Consider the following 18,732-nt stretch of genomic DNA (forward strand, 5'->3'; position numbering starts at 1 on the left):
CCGCGCTGCAGCCGCCACCGGTCCGCCCCGCCCGGCACCCGGCTTGGGGTCTCGCTCACGATTCTCGGTCACCACGTCGACTTCGACCGGGTCAAAACTCAGTTCACTTCCCCAGCCATTCGGTCAAGTCATGATCCGCCAATGACCCGCCACACCACCCGTGCCGCAAAGAGCGGCCAGACCAGGTGTGTCCCGGCCACCCGCGGGTGGTGTCGCCGCGGATGAGCAGTGCCGGGGGCGGATCGGACGTGCCAGGATTCGAGAATGGAGATGTCCGACGTCACGCGTGCGATGGCGGCTGCGACTTCGGTCGCCGCATCGCTCGGCCTGCCGGTCAGCGGCGCACTCGTGCTCCACAACTCGAACAAGCTGGCTCTGCGGCTGACGCCGTGCGACGTCTTCGCCCGGGTCGCACCCGTGGGACAAGAGGTCGCGCAGTTCGAAGTCGAACTCGCTCAGCGGCTCACCGAGGTCGGGAGCCCGGTGTGTCCCCTGGACCCTCAGGCGGGCCCGCGTGTGCGCACGAGCGATGGCTTCGCAGTGACGCTGTGGACCTACTACGAGCCCGTGACACCTCCTGTCTCACCGGTCGACTTCGCTAAGGCGCTGGAGCTGCTGCACGTCGGCATGCGCGAGGTCGACATGCCGAGCCCGCGGTTCACGGACCGGATCACGGAGGCGGAAGAAGTCGTTGCCGACCCGGATCGCTCGCCGGAGCTCGCCGGCGCGGAGCGCGTCTTCCTCGGCGGCAGGCTGGCGGGCCTGCGACGAGCGATCGAGGAGCGCGGCGCCGTGGAGCAGCTGCTCCACGGCGAGCCGCATCCGGGCAACGTGCTCAGCACGAAGAACGGCCCGTTGTTCATCGACCTCGAGACGTGCTGCCGCGGCCCCGTCGAGTTCGACCTCGCCCATGTTCCCGAGGCGGTCTGCGAGCACTACCCGAACGTCGACCGGGGACTGCTGGACGAGTGCCGACAGCTCGTCCTCGCGATGGTCGCGGCGTGGCGCTGGGAGGTTGACGACCAGTTCCCGAACGGGAGGCTGTTCGGAGAAGAAATGCTGCGCGCGCTGCACGACGGCCCTCCTTGGCCGACACTCGACACGATGAACAGGCGCGTGGGCGGCCTGCCGGGGTCGCCGAAGGTCACGTGAGATCGGCGAGCGACCACACCTCGAGTCCCCGCGATCCCGGGGACGACCCGGTTGCGCGCGGTCACCCGTGGTCGCGGGTCGGCTGTGCCCGAATCCGGGCACGGCATTTGGACCGGTGGTTGGCTGTGGCCATGCTGGAGCCCGTGGGAGACGAGGTGCCGGACGAACTCGCCCGCCACGTGGTCAGGACAACCGGGTTGCCTCCCGCGCTCGCGCGGCGCGTGGTGTCGGACGTCATGGGCTACTTCGTCGAGACGGCGGAGGAGTACGTGCTGCGCCGGCACGCCGAGTTGCGGCGCGACGGGCTGGGCAACGCCCGGATCTGGGCGGTGCTGCGGGAGGAGCTGGACGTGCGGCCGGTGGCCGCGCCGCCGCTGTCCGAGCGCCAGCTGCGCCGGATCGTCTACGGCTAGGTCGACGTCAAGAGGGAGATCACCGGACATGTGCGGAATCGTCGGTTACGTGGGTCCGAGGGACGCCGTCCCCGTGCTGCTGGAGGGCCTGCACCGGCTGGAGTACCGGGGCTACGACTCGGCCGGCGTCGCGGTCGCGGACGACGACGGGCTGCGGGTCGTCAAGACCGCCGGACGGGTCGGCGACCTGCGCAAAGCCGTTCCCGACGGCGCCGCCGGGCGCACCGGCATCGCGCACACCAGGTGGGCCACCCACGGCGAGCCGACCGACCGCAACGCCCACCCGCACGTGGACGCCGCCGGACGCGTCGCCATCGTCCACAACGGCGTGTTCGAGAACTCCGACCGGCTGCGCGCCCAGCTGGCGGCCGACGGCGTCGCGCTGGCCTCCGACACCGACAGCGAAGTCCTCGCCCACCTCGTCGCCCGCAGCGCGGCGGACACCCTCGAAGACGCCGTGCGGGAGGCGTTGGCGCAGGTCGAAGGCACCTACGGGGTGATCGTGATGGACGCCGACCGGCCGGGAGAGCTGGTCGCCGCGCGTCGGGGCAGCCCGGTCGTGCTGGGCGTCGGCGAGCAGGAGATGCTGGTCGCCTCCGACGTCACCGCGCTGGTCCGCTTCACCCAGCAGGTGATCTACCTGGACGACGACGAGATCGCCACGGTCACCGCCGACGGCTACCGCACGTCCACCATGGACGCCCGCGCCACCAGCACCACCCGCTCCCCCACCGCGATCGACGTCGCGAGCGCCGAGTACGAGCTGGGCGAGCACCCCGACTTCATGTACAAGGAGATGCGCGAGCAGCCCGACGCGGTGGACCGCTGCCTGCGCGGGCGGCTGGACCACCGGTTCTCCTCGGCCAGGCTGGACGGCGTCGGCCTCACCCCGCAGGACTACCAGCGCATCCGCCGGGTCAAGCTGCTCGGCTGCGGCTCGGCGTACTACGCCGGTCAGCTCGGCGCGCAGCTGGTCGAGGAGCTGGCCCGGATCCCGGCGGACGCCGAGCCCGCGTCCGAGTTCCGCTACCGCAACCCCGTGGTCGACCCCGACACGCTGTACGTCGCGATCAGCCAATCGGGTGAAACCCTGGACACGCTCGCGGCCGTGCAGGAGCTCAAGCGCAAGGGAGGGCACGTCATCGGCGTGGTCAACGCGGTCGGCAGCACGATCGCCCGCGAGTGCGGCCACGGCATCTTCCTGCACGCGGGCCCCGAGGTGTCCGTGGCGGCGACGAAGTCGTTCACCACGATGGCCGTGGCGCTGGCGATGCTGGCGCTGGACCTGGGCCGCGTGCGCGACCTGTCCATCACGGAGGGCAGGCGGCTCGTCGCCGGGCTGTCGCAGCTGCCGCACCAGATCGCGCAGGTCCTCGCCGCCGAGGACGAGATCGCGGCCATCGCCCGCAAGCACGCCGGCGCGCGGCACATGTTCTTCGTCGGCCGGGTGCGCGGTTGGCCGGCCGCGCGCGAGGGCGCGCAGAAGCTCAAGGAGATCTCCTACGTGCACGCCGAGGCCTACCAGGCGTCCGAGCTGAAGCACGGGCCGCTCGCGCTGATCAACCCCGAGATGCCGACCGTGGTGCTGGTGCCCGACGACGAGCTGCTGGCCAAGAACACCGCCACCATCGAGGAGATCAAGGCACGGGGCGGTCCGGTCATCGCGGTCACCGACGCCGAGCTGCCGCCCGGTCTGGCCACGGACGTCATCCGGGTGCCGAAGTCGCACGACGCGTTGGCCCCGATCACGCTCTCGGTGCCGTTGCAGCTGTTCGCGTACCACCTCGCGCACGCGCTGGGCCGTGACGTCGACCGGCCGCGCAACCTGGCCAAGAGCGTGACCGTCGAGTAGCGCGTCGGGGGTGAGGCCGGGCCGTTCGGCTCGGCCATTCGCGTGACGGCATCGGGGATCGCTATCGCTTCACATCCGGCGGGGATGGGGAGGTGTTGACCCGCGTCGTCCCCGCACGGAACTGTTTGCGTATTTTCGCCGACAACACACCCGCGGGGGACGCCGTGAACCACCTATCGTTCGGGATCACGCTGGCCACACCGGCCACGCACGACGCGCTCGTCGAGGCCTGCCGCACCGCCGAGGGGTACGGGTTCGACTCCGTGCTGGCCGTCGACCACCTCGGACCGAACCGGACGTCGCCGTTCTCGGTGCTGAACCTCGCCGCCCAGGTGTCGCCCACCCTCAAGGTCGGCACCTACGCGCTCAACGGGGCGTTCTGGAACTCGTCGCTGCTGGCCAGGGAAGTGCAGACGGTGCAGCGGATGAGCGGTGGGCGGCTGCAGCTCGGGATCGGCGCGGGGATCATCAAGCAGGAGTTCGACCTGGCCGGCATCCCGTGGACGCCGATGGACGCCCGGGTCGCCCACGTCGGCTCGCTGCTGGACGAGCTGCGGAAGCTGCTCGACGACGAACCCGACGTCGAGCACCCCCCGGTGCTGATCGGCGGCACGGGTGACCGGATGCTGCGCCTGGCCGCCGAACGCGCCGACGTCGTCAGCGTGGGCGGCATCAGGCACATCAAGGGCAAGGCGACGGGCAACTTCCGCGTCATCGGCACGGACGAGACCGAGGAGCGCGTGGCGTTCGTGCGGGACGCGGCGGCGGGGCGCGACGTCACGCTCAACGCGTTCGTCCAGGTCGTCGAGGTGACCGACGACCGGGAGGCCGCGGCGGCGCGGATCGCCGCGGACTGGGAGCTCGCGGCGGAGGTCGTGCTCGACTCGCCGTACATGCTGATCGGCACCGCGGCCGAGATCGCCGAGCAGGTCGTGGCCTCGCACCGCCGGTTCGGGTTCACGTCGTTCAGCGTGCAGCGGCCGTACCTCGACGCGCTGGGACCGTCGATCGCGCTCGCCCGCGCCGCCGCATGACGGCCACGAAGGGCGGTGCCCTGACCGTCGGCCAGGGCACCGCGATGTACGTCGGCGCGGTGCTGGGCACGGGTGTGATCGCGCTGCCCGCGCTGGCGGCCGAGATGGCGGGCCCGGCGTCGCTGCTGGCGTGGCTTGCGCTCGTGGTGCTGTCGGCCCCGTTGGCGGCGACCTTCGCGGCACTGGGCGCGCGGCACCCGGACGCGGGCGGCGTGTCCACCTACGCGCGGCTGGCGTTCGGGGAACGCCTCTCCGCCGTGGTCGGCTGGTGCTTCTACTTCGCCGTGCCGCCGGGCACGACGGCGGCGGCGCTGTTCGCCGGCGCGTACGTCGAGGAGGCCATCGGCGGCGGGCAGTGGACGGTCGTGGTGACCGCGCTGACGCTGCTGACCAGCATGGCCGTGACGAACTGGATCGGTCTGCGCGCGTCGGGCGCGGTGCAGTTCGTGCTGGCCGCGCTCCTGGTGTTCCTGGTGCTCGGCTCGGTGCTGCTGGCGGTGCCGCACGTCGACATGGGCAACCTGACGCCGTTCGCGCCGCACGGCTGGCTCGCGATCGCGCCGGCCGCGGGCCTGCTGGTGTGGAGCTTCGCCGGCTGGGAGGCGATCACGCACCTGGCGCAGGAGTTCCGCAACCCGCAGCGCGACCTGCCGCGTGCCACGGGCATCGCCGTCACGATCGTGGGCCTGCTGTACCTGTCGGTGGCGTTCGCGATCATCGCGGTGCTCGGCCCGGCCGCCGCGGACGGCGAGGCGCCGCTGGGGCAGCTGATCGCGCGCACGGTCGGCGGTGACGTGAAGGTGGTGGCGGCGGTCGCGGCGGTGCTGCTCACCATCGGCTCGATCAACGCCTACATGGCCAGCGCGTCGAAGCTGAGCGCGGCGCTGGCGCGGGACGGCGCGTTCCCGCGCATGCTGTCCGGCGGCACCGTCGCGGGCGAGGTGCCGCGCCGCAGCCTGCTGGTCGTGGTGGCGCTGTGCTTCGTGTCCCTGGCGGTGGCCATGGGCACGGGCACGGGCGCGAAGCTGTTGGTCCTGCTCACCACCGGGCAGTTCGTGGCGGTCTACCTCATCGGCACGGCGGCGGCGTTGAAGCTGCTGCCGACGCGTTCGCCCGCCTGGTACGCCGCGCTGGTGGCGTTCCTCGGCGTGGTGGGGCTGACGGTCGCCACGGCGGTGTACATGCTGTGGCCGTTGGTGGTGACCGCGACGGCGCTGCTGTTCCTGCGGTGGAACCGGAAGCGGCGCCAGGACCCGGTGGAGGAAGTCGTCACGTGACGGGACGCCCGGGGTCGCCGCGGCGTGCGGCGACCCCGGACGACGTCACACGCTGCCGGTGAACCGGTCGTCCAGGTAGGCGATCTTGGCCTGCTCGTCGCGGTCGGAGTAGAGGTAGCGGATCCAGGCCTGCTGCTCGTGCAGCAGCGCGCCCATCTCCCAGACGCAGAGCACCTCCCGGTGCTTGCCCTGCTCCAAACGGCGGAAGCTGTCGTGCTGCTTCACGTCCCGGATGTAGACGGTCTCCCACATCTCGTTCTCGCGCCGCCAGGTGCAGACGATGAGGAAGTAGAAGTCGCCGCGGCACAGGTGGTGGATGGCGAAGCCGAGGTCGCCGGAGATGTCCAGCTCACCGGAGGCCGCTTCCGCGCGCAGGAACGACTTGGCGTCCTCGCGCAGCGCCGGGTCGACCACGTCCTGCGGCTCGCGCACCTCGTACCACTTCAGGTGCGCGTCGGGCAGGGCCAGGTCGTGGTCGGGCAGCGCGATGACGTCCTTGGCGTAGTGGCGGTAGTCGGCGTCGACGTTCGAGATGGCCGCGAGGTGCGACAGATTCCTGGTCACCGAACGATCCTAGGCAAAGGCGCCGGGCTCGGACAGGAGCTTGACCGTGCTCTCGGGCACGGGCACCAGCGCGGTGCTGTAGTCGGCCATCATCTCGCCGATCGGGCCGTCGAACTGCGCCCACTCGGGCCGCTCGTACAGCGAACCGGCGAGGCGGACGCGCTCGTCCATCCCGGGGAACGCGCGCACCAGGTGCCACTCGTCTTCGTCCAAAGGGGACGGTCCGAACGCGAGCACCGTGATGCCGATGCTGCGCATGAGCGGGATGGTGCCGTCACGGCTGATGCGGTCGAACTCGGCTCGGGTGCCGGGCTTGAGCTTGAACACACGGGTTTCCAGCAGCCAGGGCTCGGTCATTCGGGCACTCCAAGGACGCGGCGGTATGCCGAAGCGGGTTTTGGGGTGCGCGCAGCTGGGGCGGGCCGAACGCCGGGCTCGCCGACGTTTCTACCGACGACGACGCCGGCGCGCAAGGGGTGAACTAGGGTGCCGCGTCGTGAAACCGGATCTGAGCACCCTGCGCGCCGCCGTGTCCGAGTTCGGCGGCTTCACCACCCCGGAGAAGTCGTGGACGGTCCTGACCGCCGCCACCGCCCCGGCGTTCGACCTGGGCGTCGCCGCGCACCGGGAGGCCGCGCACGTGTGGCTCAACGCGTGGGGCTGCCGCATCCGCACGCCCCGTCCCGGCGAGCCGCGCGTGCTGGACGAGAGCCTGGCGGCCTGGTGGGAGGCGTGGCAAGACGCGCTGCCCGGCACCGGGACGTGGCTCGCCGACCTGACCGACGAGCGGGTGGAGCGGCTGGCCGAGGGCTTCGCCGCGCTGTCGGCGAGCACGGCGGCGGCCACGCCGCGCGGCACCCGGACGCTGGGTCCGACGGCGGCCTCCAAGCTGCTGTTCGCCTTGCGCCCCAACAGCCTGCCGCCGTGGGACAACATGATCGCCGACCGGCTGCACGGCGGTCGTGACGGCGCGGCGTACCGGGCGCACCTGCTGCTGACCCGCGGCTGGGCGGCGGACCTGCTGGCCGAGGCGGGTGTGCCCGAGCCCGAGCTGCTGGCCGACCTCGGCCGGCCGGGGCGCTCGCTGGCGAAGGTGATCGACGAGTACTGCTACCTGGCGTTCACCCGCGGCTGGACGGCGCCGCGCCGGGGCGTGACGTCCGACGACGTGCGCCGGATCGCCCGGTCGCTCCCCCGCACGGAGGAAGCGCTGGTCCGCGACCGGGTCAAATTCCGCATCGGGCGCATCGTGTACCTCGCCCTGTCACCCGATGAGCGGACGATGGGATTCGCGTTCCCCAAGGAGGAGCGGGCGGCGCTGATTGCCTCGGACCCAGATAAATTCCATCCGCCGGTGACTTCGGACGAACGGTACAACTGGGTTCGGGCCACCCTGTCTCAATTGGACGAGGCGGAGTTGACCGAGTTGGTCGTGGAAGCGTGGCGAATGTGCGTGCCGAAACGCGTCGCGCGCGCCTACCTGGGGCGATAGCGGCCCCGATACCGCCGGACGGGCGAAACGGCGGTCACGGGATGCTGGCCGAGCGGGTCATCAGCATTTCTTGGGCAGACCCTATAAGGGAACCGAATTGGGCCGTTGACGTCGCACAAGGCGTGTTTACGATCCTCCATACCAAGCAGGAGGGGACGCCGCATGGCCAGTTTGACCCGATCCGAAGCAGCCGCACGGGGCGCTTTATTGGAGGTCGACTCGTATCACGTGGACCTGGACCTGACCGGCGACGGGAAAGTATTTCGGTCAACGACGAAAATCGCTTTCACCGCCCACGAGGGCCGGTCGACGTTCGTGGACGTCAAGCCGGAGGCGCTGCTGGGGGCCCGGCTCAACGACCGCGACCTGGACGTGTCCGCGCTGGTGGACGGTCGGTTGCCGCTGACCGGGCTGGCCGCGGACAACGAGCTGGTCGTCGTCGCGGACATGGCGTACTCGCGGGAGTCCAAAGGGCTGCACCGCTACGTAGACCCGGCCGACGACCGGGTCTACGTGTACGGAGCGGTGTTCCTCGACCACGCTCCGCGCATCTTCGCGTGCTTCGACCAGCCGGACCTGAAGGCGCCGTTCACGTTCGACCTCACCGTCCCCGACGAGTGGACGGTCCTCGGCACGGGTGCGGCCACGAAGGTCGCGCCCGGCCGGTGGCGGGTGGTGCAGGAGGTGGCGCAGGCGACGTACCTGACCACGGTCGTCGCCGGGCCGTACGCCTCGTTCGAGACCGTGCACGACGGCGTGCCGCTCGGCGTGCACTGCCGCGCGTCGGTCGCCGAGGCGCTGGAGGCCGACATCCAGGAGGTCTTCGACGTCACGGCCCAGTGCCTCGACGAGTTCCACCGGCTGTTCGGCGTGCGCTACCCGTTCGGCCGGTTCGACCAGGTCTTCGCGCCGGAGTTCAGCTACCTGTCGCTGGACCACCCCGGGTGCGTGCTGCTCAAGGAGCTGTACCTGTTCCGCACGCCCGCGCCGCGCAGCGAGCACGAGACCCGCGCGGTGGTCATCGCGCACGGCCTGTCGCTGATGTGGTGGGCCGGCCTGGTGACCAACAAGTGGTGGGACGACCTGTGGCTGGGCCAGGCGTTCGCCGACTACCTGGCGCACCGGGTGCCCAGCGAGGTCACCGAGTTCACCGGCCCGCTGACGACGTTCTCCGCCCGCCGCAAGGGCCAGGCGTACACCGCCGACCAGCGCCCCTCGACCCACCCGGTCTGGATCGACGGCGCGGACGCCATGTCCGCACTGCTGGACCTCGACCGGATCTCGTACTTCAAGGGCTCGTCGGCGTTGCGGCAGCTCGCGCACCACATCGGCGACGACGCGGTGCGCGAGGCGTTGCGGATCTTCTTCGCCCGGCACGCGTACGGCGCGGCGACGTTCGCGGACTTCAACGCGGCGATCGGCGAGGCCGTCGGCCGGGACATGACCGACTGGGCGGACCGCTGGCTGGGCACCGCGAACGTCACCACGCTGGCGCCGGACTTCACCGTCGCCGACGGCGTGATCACGTCGTTCGCCGTGACGCAGTCCGCGCCGGCGTCGCACCCGACGCTTCGGCCGCACACCATCGACATCGGCCTGTACGGCGACGCGCACGAGACGGTCCGCGTGACCGTGGACGGCGAGCGCACCGAGCTGCCCGAGCTGGTGGGCCGCAAGGCCCCGAAGTTCCTCCTGCTCAACGAGAACGACCTGACCTACGCGAAGATCCGCTACGACGACGCGTCACGCCGGGCGCTGCCCGAGGTGCTGCCGACGCTCGCGCCGATCAACCGCGCGATGGTGTGGGCGCAGCTGTTGCAGGGCGTGGTGGACGGCGCCGTGCCCGCGACCGACCACCTGGACCTGGTGACGCGGATGCTCGGCTACGAGACCGAGCTGTCGATCGTCATCGAGGTGCTCGAACAGGCCCGCATCGACGTGGCCGACCGGTTGCTGGACCCCGAACTGCGACCGGGGCTGCTCAAGGCGGTGGCGGACGCGGCACGCGACCGGCTGTCCCGCACCGCGCCGGAGGACGAGCTCGGCCTGGCGTTGTTCCGGGGTCTGGTGGAGTTCACCTCCGACACCTCGGAGCTGCGCGGCTGGCTCGACGGCGTGCCCCTGCCCGCCGGGCTGGAGCTGGACGCCGACCTGGCGTGGCGGGTGCGGTACCGGCTCGCGGTGCTGGGCGCGTTCACCGAGGCGGAGATCGACGAGGCGTACGCGGCGGACCCGAGCACGCACACCGAGCAGTTCGCGGTGAAGGCGCGGGCGGCGATCCCGACGGTCGAGGCCAAGCAGGCCGCGTGGCGCGCGATCACCACCGACGCCGAGCTGTCGAGCTACCGCCTGTGGTCCACCGCGGAGGGGTTCTGGCAGCCGGAGCAGCGCGAGCTGACCGCGCCGTACGTGGCCCGGTTCTTCACCGAGATCGTGGACGTCGCACGGCTGCGCGAGGACAAGGTGCTGGACACGCTCGTGCTGTGGCTCTACCCGCGCTACGCCGGGGAGCCGGGGACGATCGCGCAGGCCGAGGAGCTTTTCGCGCGCGACGACCTGCCCCTGCCGCTGCGCAGGCGCGGCGCGGACCTGACCGACGACCTGCGCCGCGCCGTGCACGCGAGGCACGGGTGAGAGCGGCGGTGGTCGGCGGCGGCGTCGCGGGGGCGGCGCTGGCCTGGCGATTGCGGACCGCCGGTGCGGACGTGACGGTGTACGCGCCCGGCGCGGCCGACGCCTCGGGCGCGTCCGGAGGGCTGGTGCGCGGCTTCGAGGTGGACGCGGGCGCGGCACGGGACGCGGCCGAGTCGCTGGCCGAGCTGCGCTCCGACGAACGGGTCCGGGACTGGGCGGGCTACCGGGAGACCGGGTCGGTGTACGTGACGGCCGACGACGTCACGCCGTGCGTGGACGCCGTCGAAGCGGTCCTGCCGGGCTCCGCGTCCGTCGTGGACGGTGTCGAGCTGGCGCGGCGCTTCGGGTTCCGGGACCTGCCGGCGGACGCGGCCGGGGTCGTGGAGCGGCACGCCGGGCACTTCTCCCCCGACCGGTTCCGCGGGCAGGTGCTGCGGTGGCTGGGCGAGCACGGCGGCGACGTCCGCGCCGAGCGGGTTGCCGAAGTCCTGCCCGGCCCGGCGGTTCGGACTTCCGCCGGTGTGACGGCGTTCGACGCGGTGGTCGTCGCGGCGGGCGCGTGGACGCCGCGGCTGGTCGGCGGCGAGCCGCTGCGGGCCAAGCAGATCCAGTACGGCCTCTACCGGCTGCCGATCCCGTGCGCGGCGTCGTTCGTGGACGACCGGACCGGGCTGTACGGCCGGCCGGACCGCGACGGCGCGTTCCTGCTCGGCCTGGGGTGCGACCGATGGGACGTCGACCCCGACGGCGTGACGCCCGACCACGACCTGGCCGCGAGGGTGCTCGACACGGCCCGCCGCCGGTTCGGCGTCGCGGACGGCGAGGTCGCGGCCGACCGGGTGGTGGCGTCGTTCGACTGCTACCGCTCGCCGGGCGGACTGCGCCTGGTGGACGTCGGCGCCGGGGTGTCCACGTTCACCGGCGGCAGCGGCGGCGCGGCGAAGACCGTGCTGGCGGCGAGCCGGCGGGCGGCGGCGGAGCTGGTGGCGTCGTGATCCTCGGCATCGACCACGTCGGCCTGCTCACCGCGGACCCCGAGGGGGTGGGGGCGCTGCTCGCCGTACTCGGACTGTCCAAAGTGGATGGTGGTGTCGCGGGCGACTACGGCGTCTCGTGCGACTTCTGGCAGGTGGGCGCGGATCCCGCGGCCCCGGCCGTGGAGGTGGTCGCCCCGGTGCGGGAGGACTCGGCGGTGGCCGGACGGCTCGCGCGCGGACCCGGGCTCTACCACATCGCGTTCGAGGTGGACGACCTGCGAGCCGAAGCGTCCCGCTTGCGCGCCAACGGTTTCGCGCTCGTGGATGCGGAGCCGTGCCGCGGCGCGCGGGACGGGATGGCGGTGCAGTACCTGTACGCGCCCAAGCCCGCCGGCGTGCTCGTGGAGCTGGTCCACTACGCCACCGCTCGCCGGGACCTATCGCAGCCATCGGCAATCCCGATCAGCACACCGCAGAAAAGCGGTCGCCCGACATTGCTTCCGCCGCACCGGCGGTAAATAATTAACAGAGACGGCAGGTAGCTGGTCGAGCAATCCGGCCGACTGGGCTCGTCGAACCCAGGGTTGCTTTTCACCGCACCATCTACGCACGTCAGCGCGTCGCGGACGTCAGGGGTGACGTCTTCGACGCACACCTTCCCGCTTTCCGACAATTATTTCCCAGGCCCCGGAAAAATGCCCGGGGCGGGCCTTCAACGTGCCGAAAAGCAGTCACATGACAGGAGTGCTCATGGCCAGCCAGCTCGTGGATTTCGGAGTCGCGGGCTTCGGGTACGCCACCGGCGAGGACCAGGACGTCGCGCAGACGGCCGGTGACTACGTGGGCGATCCCGAACGCGTCGTCCGCTGGGGCTACCACACGTTCCACCGCGCGCCCGACGGCGTGACCGCGACCGACCTGGCGACGCTCGCCGGGCAGGACGCGCTGGACCGCCTCGGCCTCGGGCCCAACGACGTCGACCTCGTCGTGGTGGCCGCCTCCGAGGTGCCGGACTACCACCACTGGGACACCTCCGCCGCCGTCGCGCGCCGGCTCAAGGTCGAGGGCACGACGCAGACGCTGCTGCTCACCGAGGGATGCGCGTGCGGCGTCACGGGCCTCGGCTACGTCGCCGGGCTGCTGGCGCTGCAGCCGGAGCTGGAGACCGTGCTGTTCATCGCCGTCAACCGGGTCAGCGAGTTCCACCGCAACCGGATGAACGTCAACAACGCCGTGCACAGCGACGGCGCGGTGGCCGCCGTCCTCAAGCGCGGCCACGAGAGCGTGCAGTGGCTGGCCACGGACCAGTTCGTGGACCCCGACCTGTCGGACTTCTTCCGCACGGAGGTCGGCGGCGCGGCCAACCCGCTCCCGTTCGACGGCTGGACGGCCAAGGACGCGCCTCCCGGGCACGCCCGCATCCAGGCGCACTTCGACAAGGACCCGGCGAAGCTCCGCGAGTTCGTCGCCACGCTGAACCAGCGCATCACCGACACCGTGGACAACGCGCTGCGCCGCGCGGGGCTGACCCGCGACGACCTCAAGCACGTCATCTACATCAACGACTCCACCGACACGATCGAGGAGGTCGCGGAGCCGTTCGGCGTCACGGTCGAGCACACCAACGCCGAGCTGTCGCTGGGCCACGGCCACATGGGCGCGGCGGACCAGCTGTTCTGCCTCGGCGAGCACATCGAGCGCGGCGACGTGAAGCCCGGCGACGTCGTGGCGCTGTGCGGGATCTCCATCGGCATGCGCTGGTACTGCACGTTGGTGCGGATCTGATGGGCGACCGGCCGGACCTGGTGGAGTCGTTGCGCGCGGCCGTGGCCGAGGGTCGCGCGCCGTCACCCGCGGACCTGACGCGGCTGGCGAACGTGTCCGACCCGCTCGTGCTGCGCAAGGCGGGCAAGCTGTTGGCACGCCTGGAGGACGCCGAGGGACTGCGACCGCTGCGCGTAGCCGTGCTCGCGACTTGCACGATCGGGTCGTACGAGCAGATCCTCCGGGCGAGCCTGGTGTCGGCCGGCGTGCTGCCGGACCTGGCGCCCGGCCCGTACGGGCTGTTCGAGCTGACGCTGGCCACCGATCCGTTCGACGGCGTCGACCTGATCACGCTGCTGCTGGACGAGACCTGCTTCCTGCCCGACGACTGGGCCGCGACGGACGTCGACGGCCTGGCCGGGCACCTCGAAGCCCGGCTCGCGGACCTGCGGGGCCTGGTGCTCTCGGCGGTGGAGCGCTCGACCGCGACGGTGCTGCTGCACACCGTGCCGCTGCCCGCCCAGGTGCGCGACTCGGTGATCAGCTGGCGGGCGCGCGCCGCGCTGTCCAAGGCGTGGGCGAAGCTCAACGAAGGCCTGCTGGACCTCGCCGCGCAGCACCGCCAGGTCGCCGTGACCGACCTCGTGTCGGTGCTGGCGGACTCGCCGTTCCCGGCGCGCGACGACCGGCTGCACCGCTACGGCGACCTGCCCTACACCGACGGCGCGCTGTACCTGCTGGCGCGCGAGGTCCGGCGGTTCGCCCAGGCGCGGGCAGGCCTGTCCCGCAAGGTGCTGGCGCTGGACCTGGACAACACGCTGTGGGGCGGCGTGCTCGGCGAGGTCGGCGCGGAGGGCGTGCAGCTCGGCGGCCTGTACCCGGGCAACGCCTACCGCGAGGTGCAGCGCACCGCGAGCAGGCTGCGCGACCAGGGCGTGGTGCTGGTGCTGGCCAGCAAGAACGACGCCGACCTGGTGGACGAGGCGCTGACCGCGCACCCGGAGGTGCTGCTGCGGCCGGAGGCGTTCTCCGCCAAGGCGGTCAACTGGTCGCCGAAGGCGGGCAACCTGCGCGAGGCCGCGTCCGCCCTCGGGCTGGGCATCGGGTCGTTCGTGTTCCTGGACGACTCGCCGTTCGAACGCGGCCACGTCGAGGAGGAGCTGCCCGAGGTCGTGGTGCTGCCCGCTGACGGCGACCCCGCGCACATCGTGCGGACGCTGCTGGCGCAGGGCTGGTTCGACGTCGCGGAGCTGACCGAGACCGACCTGGCGCGGCCGGAGCTGTACCGCAGCCGGACGCTGCGCAACGACTTCGCCGGAGGCTTCGGCTCCTCGGAGGACTACCTGCACGCGCTGGACGTGCGGCTGGTCGTGGCGGAGGCGGACGGCTTCGCCGTGGCGCGCGTCGCGCAGCTGGCTGCCCGCACCAACCAGTTCAACCTGACCGGCCTGCGGTTCGACGAGGCCGAGACCGGCCGGCGCATCGCCGACCCGGACCACCTGGTCGTCACGTTCGCGGTGGCCGACCGGTTCGGCGACGAGGGAGTCATCGGCGCGGCGTGGGTCGACCGCTCGGGCGCCGAGTGGCACGTGGACAACCTGGTGCTCAGCTGCCGGGTGCTGGGTCGCGGCGTGGAACTGGCCATCGCCGCGTGGCTGGCGCGCCGGGCGCACGCCGCGGGCGCCACCGCGCTGCGCGGCCGGTACGTGCCGTCCAAGAAGAACGGCCTGGCCAAGGGCTTCTGGACCGACGCCGGGTTCGCCGACGAGGGCGACGGCGCGCACGCGCTGGCCCTGGACACCGGGCTGCCCGACGTGCCCGCGTGGATCAACCTGCTGGAAGGGAACGAGGTAGCCCGATGACCGAGACCACGGTGGAGCAGTCCGTGCTGGAGATCCTGGCGGGCGCGCTCGACGTGAGCGTCGACGTGCTGCGCGGCGAGCCGGTGCTGGCCCGGCACGAGTGGGACAGCATCAGCTCGCTGGACGCCCTGGCCCAGCTGGAGAACCGGTTGGACGTGACGCTGGACCTGCGCGCGTTCCACGCCGCCCGGACCGTCGAGGACGTGGTGGCGCTGGTGCGCCCCGCCTCCTGACGCGCCCTCCCGACGCCGGGGCCGCACGACGTACCCGGCGACGCGGACCGGGCCGCGCACCCGCGCCCGGTCCGCACGTCCCGCACTCCGGCACCGCCGCCGCGGCGCCACCCGACAAGGCTTGGAGACTGTGTTGGACCACCAGGATGTAGAACTGCTCGCGATCGGAGCGGGCCCCGCGAACCTGGCCCTTGCCGTCGCGCTGGAGGAGCTGTCCCCCGACCTCGCCGCACGCGCGCTCGTCGTGGAGCAGCACGACGACATCGTGTGGCAGCGCGGGATGCTGCTGCCCTGGTCGCGCAGCCAGGTGTCCTTCCTCAAGGACCTGGTGACGCTGCGGAACCCGACCAGCCCGTACTCGTTCGTCAACTACCTGCACTCGACGGGTCGCCTCGACGAGTTCATCAACCTCGGCACCTTCACGCCCTACCGCCTGGAGATCTCGGGCTACCTGGCGTGGGTGGCGCGGTCGTTGACGAAGGTCCGGCTCCAGCACGGGCGGCGCGCGGTCGCCGTCGAGCCGCAGCACGGCGAGGCCGGTTCGGTGGACCGGTGGCTGGTGCGGTTCGCCGACGGCAGCACGGTGTCGTGCGCGACGCTGGTCATCGGCGTCGGCCGCGACCCGCACCTGCCGACGGAGTTCGCGGCGCTGCCGAGGGAACGCGTGGTGCACAGCACCGAGTTCGTGACCCGGATCGGCGCGCTCGACCCGGAGGGCGAGCACCGCATCGTCGTGGTCGGCGGCGCGCAGAGCGCGGCGGAGATGCTGTGGTCGGCGCACGAGACCTTCCCGCGCGCCAAGGTGACGATGGTGATGCGCTCGATCGGCCTCAACGGCTACGAGAGCAGCAAGTTCACCAACGAGCTGTTCTACCCGTCGTTCGTGGACAAGTTCAACGAGGCGCAGCCCGACGCGCGGACGCAGCTGCTGCGCGAGATGCACCGCACCAACTACGCGGGCCTGTCGCCGGCCATGCTGGACAACCTCTACCACACGATGTACCTGGAGAAGCTGACCGGCACCCAGCGGCTGTCGATGGTGACGATGGCCGAGGTCGTCGACTCCGCGCTGGTGGACGACGAGGTCGTGCTGACGCTTCTGGACCGCCGCACGGGCGAGCGCAGCGAGCTGCGCTGCGACCGGGTGATGCTCGGCACCGGGTTCGACAAGCGGATGCCGACCCTGGTGCGCTCGATGGCCGCCGAGGTCGGCCAGGAGGACTTCACCGTCACCCGCAACTACCGCCTGCAGCTGCCCGAGGCGGTGTCCGCCCGGGTGTACCTGCAGGGCGTGAACGAGGCCACGCACGGCATCGCGGACTCGTTGATCAGCGTCCTGGCGATCAGGGCCGCGGAGATCGTCGCCGACCTCGCCGACGCCGACGAGGACAGCGTGCCCGTGGTGCCGCAGCGCGTCACCGAGCTGTTCGCCGAAGCACCCCAACCCGCCTGACCCGAGAGGAGTCGTCACCATGATGGAAATCCGCCCCCTGGACCGGGACAACCTCAAACTCGACAACGGACTGGTCGCGCAGCGGCTGATGCCGTGGGACCTGGTCAACGCGCCGTTCGAGGGCTCGTGGTGCGTCGTGCGCCCCGGCGCCGAGTCGGGCGCCCACGGCCACCACGAGTACGAGATCTGGGTCGCCATGACCGGCGAGGCCGAGATCATCACGCAGGCGGGCGCCACGCCGTTCAAGGCCGGTGACGTCGTGCACTTCACGCCGCACGAGAAGCACCAGGTCGTCAACAAGGGCGCCGAGGACTTCCAGTTCTACGCGATCTGGTGGGACGCCGAGCTGGCCGGGAAGTTCGCCGCCCGCCACGAGGGAGCCGCCTCGTGACGACCCGTTCCCGACCGGCGATCGTCGTCGCCGCGACGCCCACGTCGAACGGCGACCTGCACGTCGGTCACATGTCGGGCCCGTACCTGGGCGGCGACGTGTACGCGCGTTACCTGCGCGCCACCGGTCGACAGGTGCTCTACACGACGTGCACCGACGACAGCCAGAGCTACGTGGTGTCCACCGCGCACCGGCGCGGCCTGGCGCCCGACGAGCTGGTGCGGACGTCGATGGCGAAGATCGAGCGCTCGCTCGACGCGATGGGCACGCTGATGCCGGGCCTGCCGCCGATCGACGACCGGTACCGCACGACGGTGCTGGACTTCCTCAAGGAGCTGCACGCCGCCGGTCGGTTCCACCTCCGCAAGGTGCAGCTGCCCTACGCGCGCAACGCGGGCGCGTTCCTCTACGACGGCCTCGTCACCGGCACCTGTCCGTCGTGCCTGGCCGGCAGCTGCGGCGGCGCGTGCGAGAACTGCGGCCACCCGAACAACTTCGACGAGCTGCTCGACCCGAAGTACACCATCGACCCGAGCGACACCGTGGTGTACCGGGAGTGCGAGATCCTCGTGCTGCCGATGGAGGACTACCGCGAGCGGCTCACCTCCTACTACGCGGCGCGCACGCCCCGCTGGCGACCGCACGCCCGGCAGCTGATCAGCGAGCTGCTGTCCAAGCCGCTGCCGGACATCCCGGTGACGATCCCCGGCACGTGGGGCATCGCCGCGCCGTTCCCGGAGACCCCGGGCCAGATCGTCTACCCGTGGGTCGAGGCGATGCCCGCCTCGATGTACGCCACCTGGTGGACGGCGACGCAGCTGGGCCGTCCCACGGCGGGGGTCGACGAGCTCTGGCGGGCCGACCACGACGCGGAGCTCGTGTACTTCCACGGCTTCGACAACGTCTACCACTGGGGCCTGGTCGACCTGGTGATGCTGCTCGCGCACGGCGACAAGTACACGACGCCGGAGTCCAACGTCTGCAACGAGTTCTACGACCTGGACGGCGAGAAGTTCTCCACCAGCCGCAACCACCTGATCTGGAGCGCGGACCTGCTGGCGGAGGTGCCGCGCGACCTGGTGCGGTTCTACCTGGCGCTGACCGGTCCCGAGTTCCAGCGGGCGAACTTCACCCGCGACGCGCTGCACTCGACGACCACGCGCCGCCTGATCACGCCGTGGAACGAGCTGGCCGAGGCCATCGCGCTGGCCATGGTCGGGGTGGACGGCACCCGGCCGCTGGCCACCACCGAGGCCGGGCGCTGGCGTGCGGCGACCGTGCTCAAGCGGTTCCGGCTGTGCTACGACCTGCCCGGGTTCAGCATGGGCCGCGCCGCGGAGACGATCGTGACGCAGCTCGGGCGGCTGCGGGCGCTGGCCGACGCGGTGGACCACCGCCGCAACGGCAAGGCGCCGACGCAGCCCGGCGACCTGCTGCTGGAAGCGCGCACGCTGCTCGCGTGCGCCGCGCCGATCCTGGTCGACGTCGCGGCCGACGTGTCCGCGCAGGGCGTCGACCTGTCCATCGGCGACGACATGCCGGCCGAGATCCGGCCGTTCCGGTTCCCGTCGCTGCCCGGCACGCACGCGCGGGCCGAGCAGCACGCGGCCCTCGACGGCGTGAGCTAGGAGGCG

17 protein-coding genes are annotated in these 18,732 nt (G+C 71.7%); 15 read left to right on the top strand and 2 right to left on the bottom strand.

Going from position 1 to position 18,732, the window contains the following annotated elements; translation table 11 throughout:
- The first annotated feature begins 264 nt into the window (after nucleotides 1-264).
- The 5 genes from AB0H12_RS01590 (at nucleotide 265) to AB0H12_RS01610 (ending at nucleotide 5,728) form a co-directional block, all read left to right on the top strand.
- Nucleotides 265-1,152 carry a phosphotransferase gene (locus AB0H12_RS01590; RefSeq protein WP_499620014.1) on the top strand — a complete coding sequence of 296 codons (888 nt, stop codon included), beginning with the start codon at nucleotides 265-267 and terminating at the stop codon, nucleotides 1,150-1,152.
- A 131-nt stretch (nucleotides 1,153-1,283) separates the two neighbouring features.
- Nucleotides 1,284-1,565 (top strand): hypothetical protein, encoded by a 282-nt coding sequence (locus AB0H12_RS01595; protein ID WP_499620016.1) that lies wholly within the window; start codon nucleotides 1,284-1,286, stop codon nucleotides 1,563-1,565.
- Between the two features lie 28 nt (nucleotides 1,566-1,593).
- The gene (gene glmS, locus AB0H12_RS01600; RefSeq protein ID WP_499620018.1) at nucleotides 1,594-3,417 is read left to right on the top strand and encodes a glutamine--fructose-6-phosphate transaminase (isomerizing); all 1,824 of its coding nucleotides are present in this window, start codon (nucleotides 1,594-1,596) and stop codon (nucleotides 3,415-3,417) included.
- A 164-nt stretch (nucleotides 3,418-3,581) separates the two neighbouring features.
- Nucleotides 3,582-4,451, top strand: coding sequence for a TIGR03621 family F420-dependent LLM class oxidoreductase (locus AB0H12_RS01605; RefSeq protein WP_499620019.1), 870 nt, complete (start codon nucleotides 3,582-3,584; stop codon nucleotides 4,449-4,451).
- Entirely contained in the window at nucleotides 4,448-5,728 is a 1,281-nt protein-coding gene (locus AB0H12_RS01610) for an APC family permease (RefSeq protein ID WP_499620020.1), read from the top strand. Before AB0H12_RS01605 ends, AB0H12_RS01610 begins: the two co-directional genes overlap by 4 nt.
- A 45-nt stretch (nucleotides 5,729-5,773) precedes the next feature.
- On the opposite strand, the gene AB0H12_RS01615 is transcribed toward AB0H12_RS01610, so the two are convergent.
- Together AB0H12_RS01615 and AB0H12_RS01620 are read right to left on the bottom strand one after the other, a co-directional pair.
- Nucleotides 5,774-6,292 (bottom strand): hypothetical protein, encoded by a 519-nt coding sequence (locus AB0H12_RS01615; RefSeq protein WP_499620021.1) that lies wholly within the window; start codon nucleotides 6,290-6,292, stop codon nucleotides 5,774-5,776.
- Nucleotides 6,293-6,301: 9 nt separating this feature from the next.
- Entirely contained in the window at nucleotides 6,302-6,649 is a 348-nt protein-coding gene (locus AB0H12_RS01620; protein WP_499620022.1) for an NIPSNAP family protein, read from the bottom strand.
- Nucleotides 6,650-7,445: 796 nt separating this feature from the next.
- On the opposite strand from AB0H12_RS01620, the gene AB0H12_RS01625 reads away from it, so the two are divergent.
- The 10 genes from AB0H12_RS01625 (at nucleotide 7,446) to AB0H12_RS01670 (ending at nucleotide 18,726) form a co-directional block, all read left to right on the top strand.
- Entirely contained in the window at nucleotides 7,446-7,784 is a 339-nt protein-coding gene (locus tag AB0H12_RS01625) for an MmcQ/YjbR family DNA-binding protein (RefSeq protein ID WP_499620782.1), read from the top strand.
- A gap of 162 nt (nucleotides 7,785-7,946) precedes the next feature.
- A complete protein-coding gene (gene pepN / locus AB0H12_RS01630) occupies nucleotides 7,947-10,418 on the top strand; it encodes an aminopeptidase N (protein WP_499620024.1) in 2,472 nt (823 codons plus the stop codon).
- On the top strand, nucleotides 10,415-11,413 hold the full coding sequence (locus tag AB0H12_RS01635) for an NAD(P)/FAD-dependent oxidoreductase (RefSeq protein ID WP_499620025.1): 999 nt from the start codon (nucleotides 10,415-10,417) through the stop codon (nucleotides 11,411-11,413). The genes pepN and AB0H12_RS01635 overlap by 4 nt, the downstream gene beginning before the upstream one ends.
- The gene (locus AB0H12_RS01640) at nucleotides 11,410-11,913 is read left to right on the top strand and encodes a VOC family protein (protein WP_499620026.1); all 504 of its coding nucleotides are present in this window, start codon (nucleotides 11,410-11,412) and stop codon (nucleotides 11,911-11,913) included. The genes AB0H12_RS01635 and AB0H12_RS01640 overlap by 4 nt, the downstream gene beginning before the upstream one ends.
- Nucleotides 11,914-12,145: 232 nt before the next feature.
- Nucleotides 12,146-13,180 carry a 3-oxoacyl-[acyl-carrier-protein] synthase III C-terminal domain-containing protein gene (locus AB0H12_RS01645; protein WP_499620027.1) on the top strand — a complete coding sequence of 345 codons (1,035 nt, stop codon included), beginning with the start codon at nucleotides 12,146-12,148 and terminating at the stop codon, nucleotides 13,178-13,180.
- Nucleotides 13,180-15,021, top strand: a complete 1,842-nt coding sequence (locus AB0H12_RS01650) for an HAD-IIIC family phosphatase (protein ID WP_499620028.1) — start codon at nucleotides 13,180-13,182, stop codon at nucleotides 15,019-15,021. The genes AB0H12_RS01645 and AB0H12_RS01650 overlap by 1 nt, the downstream gene beginning before the upstream one ends.
- A complete protein-coding gene (locus AB0H12_RS01655; RefSeq protein WP_499620029.1) occupies nucleotides 15,018-15,254 on the top strand; it encodes an acyl carrier protein in 237 nt (78 codons plus the stop codon). The genes AB0H12_RS01650 and AB0H12_RS01655 overlap by 4 nt, the downstream gene beginning before the upstream one ends.
- Nucleotides 15,255-15,384: 130 nt before the next feature.
- Nucleotides 15,385-16,707, top strand: a complete 1,323-nt coding sequence (locus tag AB0H12_RS01660; protein ID WP_499620783.1) for a lysine N(6)-hydroxylase/L-ornithine N(5)-oxygenase family protein — start codon at nucleotides 15,385-15,387, stop codon at nucleotides 16,705-16,707.
- 19 nt (nucleotides 16,708-16,726) lie between these two features.
- On the top strand, nucleotides 16,727-17,098 hold the full coding sequence (locus AB0H12_RS01665) for a cupin domain-containing protein (RefSeq protein WP_498772898.1): 372 nt from the start codon (nucleotides 16,727-16,729) through the stop codon (nucleotides 17,096-17,098).
- The gene (locus tag AB0H12_RS01670; protein WP_499620030.1) at nucleotides 17,095-18,726 is read left to right on the top strand and encodes a class I tRNA ligase family protein; all 1,632 of its coding nucleotides are present in this window, start codon (nucleotides 17,095-17,097) and stop codon (nucleotides 18,724-18,726) included. The genes AB0H12_RS01665 and AB0H12_RS01670 overlap by 4 nt, the downstream gene beginning before the upstream one ends.
- The last annotated feature ends 6 nt before the right edge of the window (nucleotides 18,727-18,732 follow it).

The organism is Actinosynnema sp. NPDC023794 (assembly GCF_040639675.1).
Classification (GTDB): domain Bacteria; phylum Actinomycetota; class Actinomycetes; order Mycobacteriales; family Pseudonocardiaceae; genus Actinosynnema; species Actinosynnema luteola.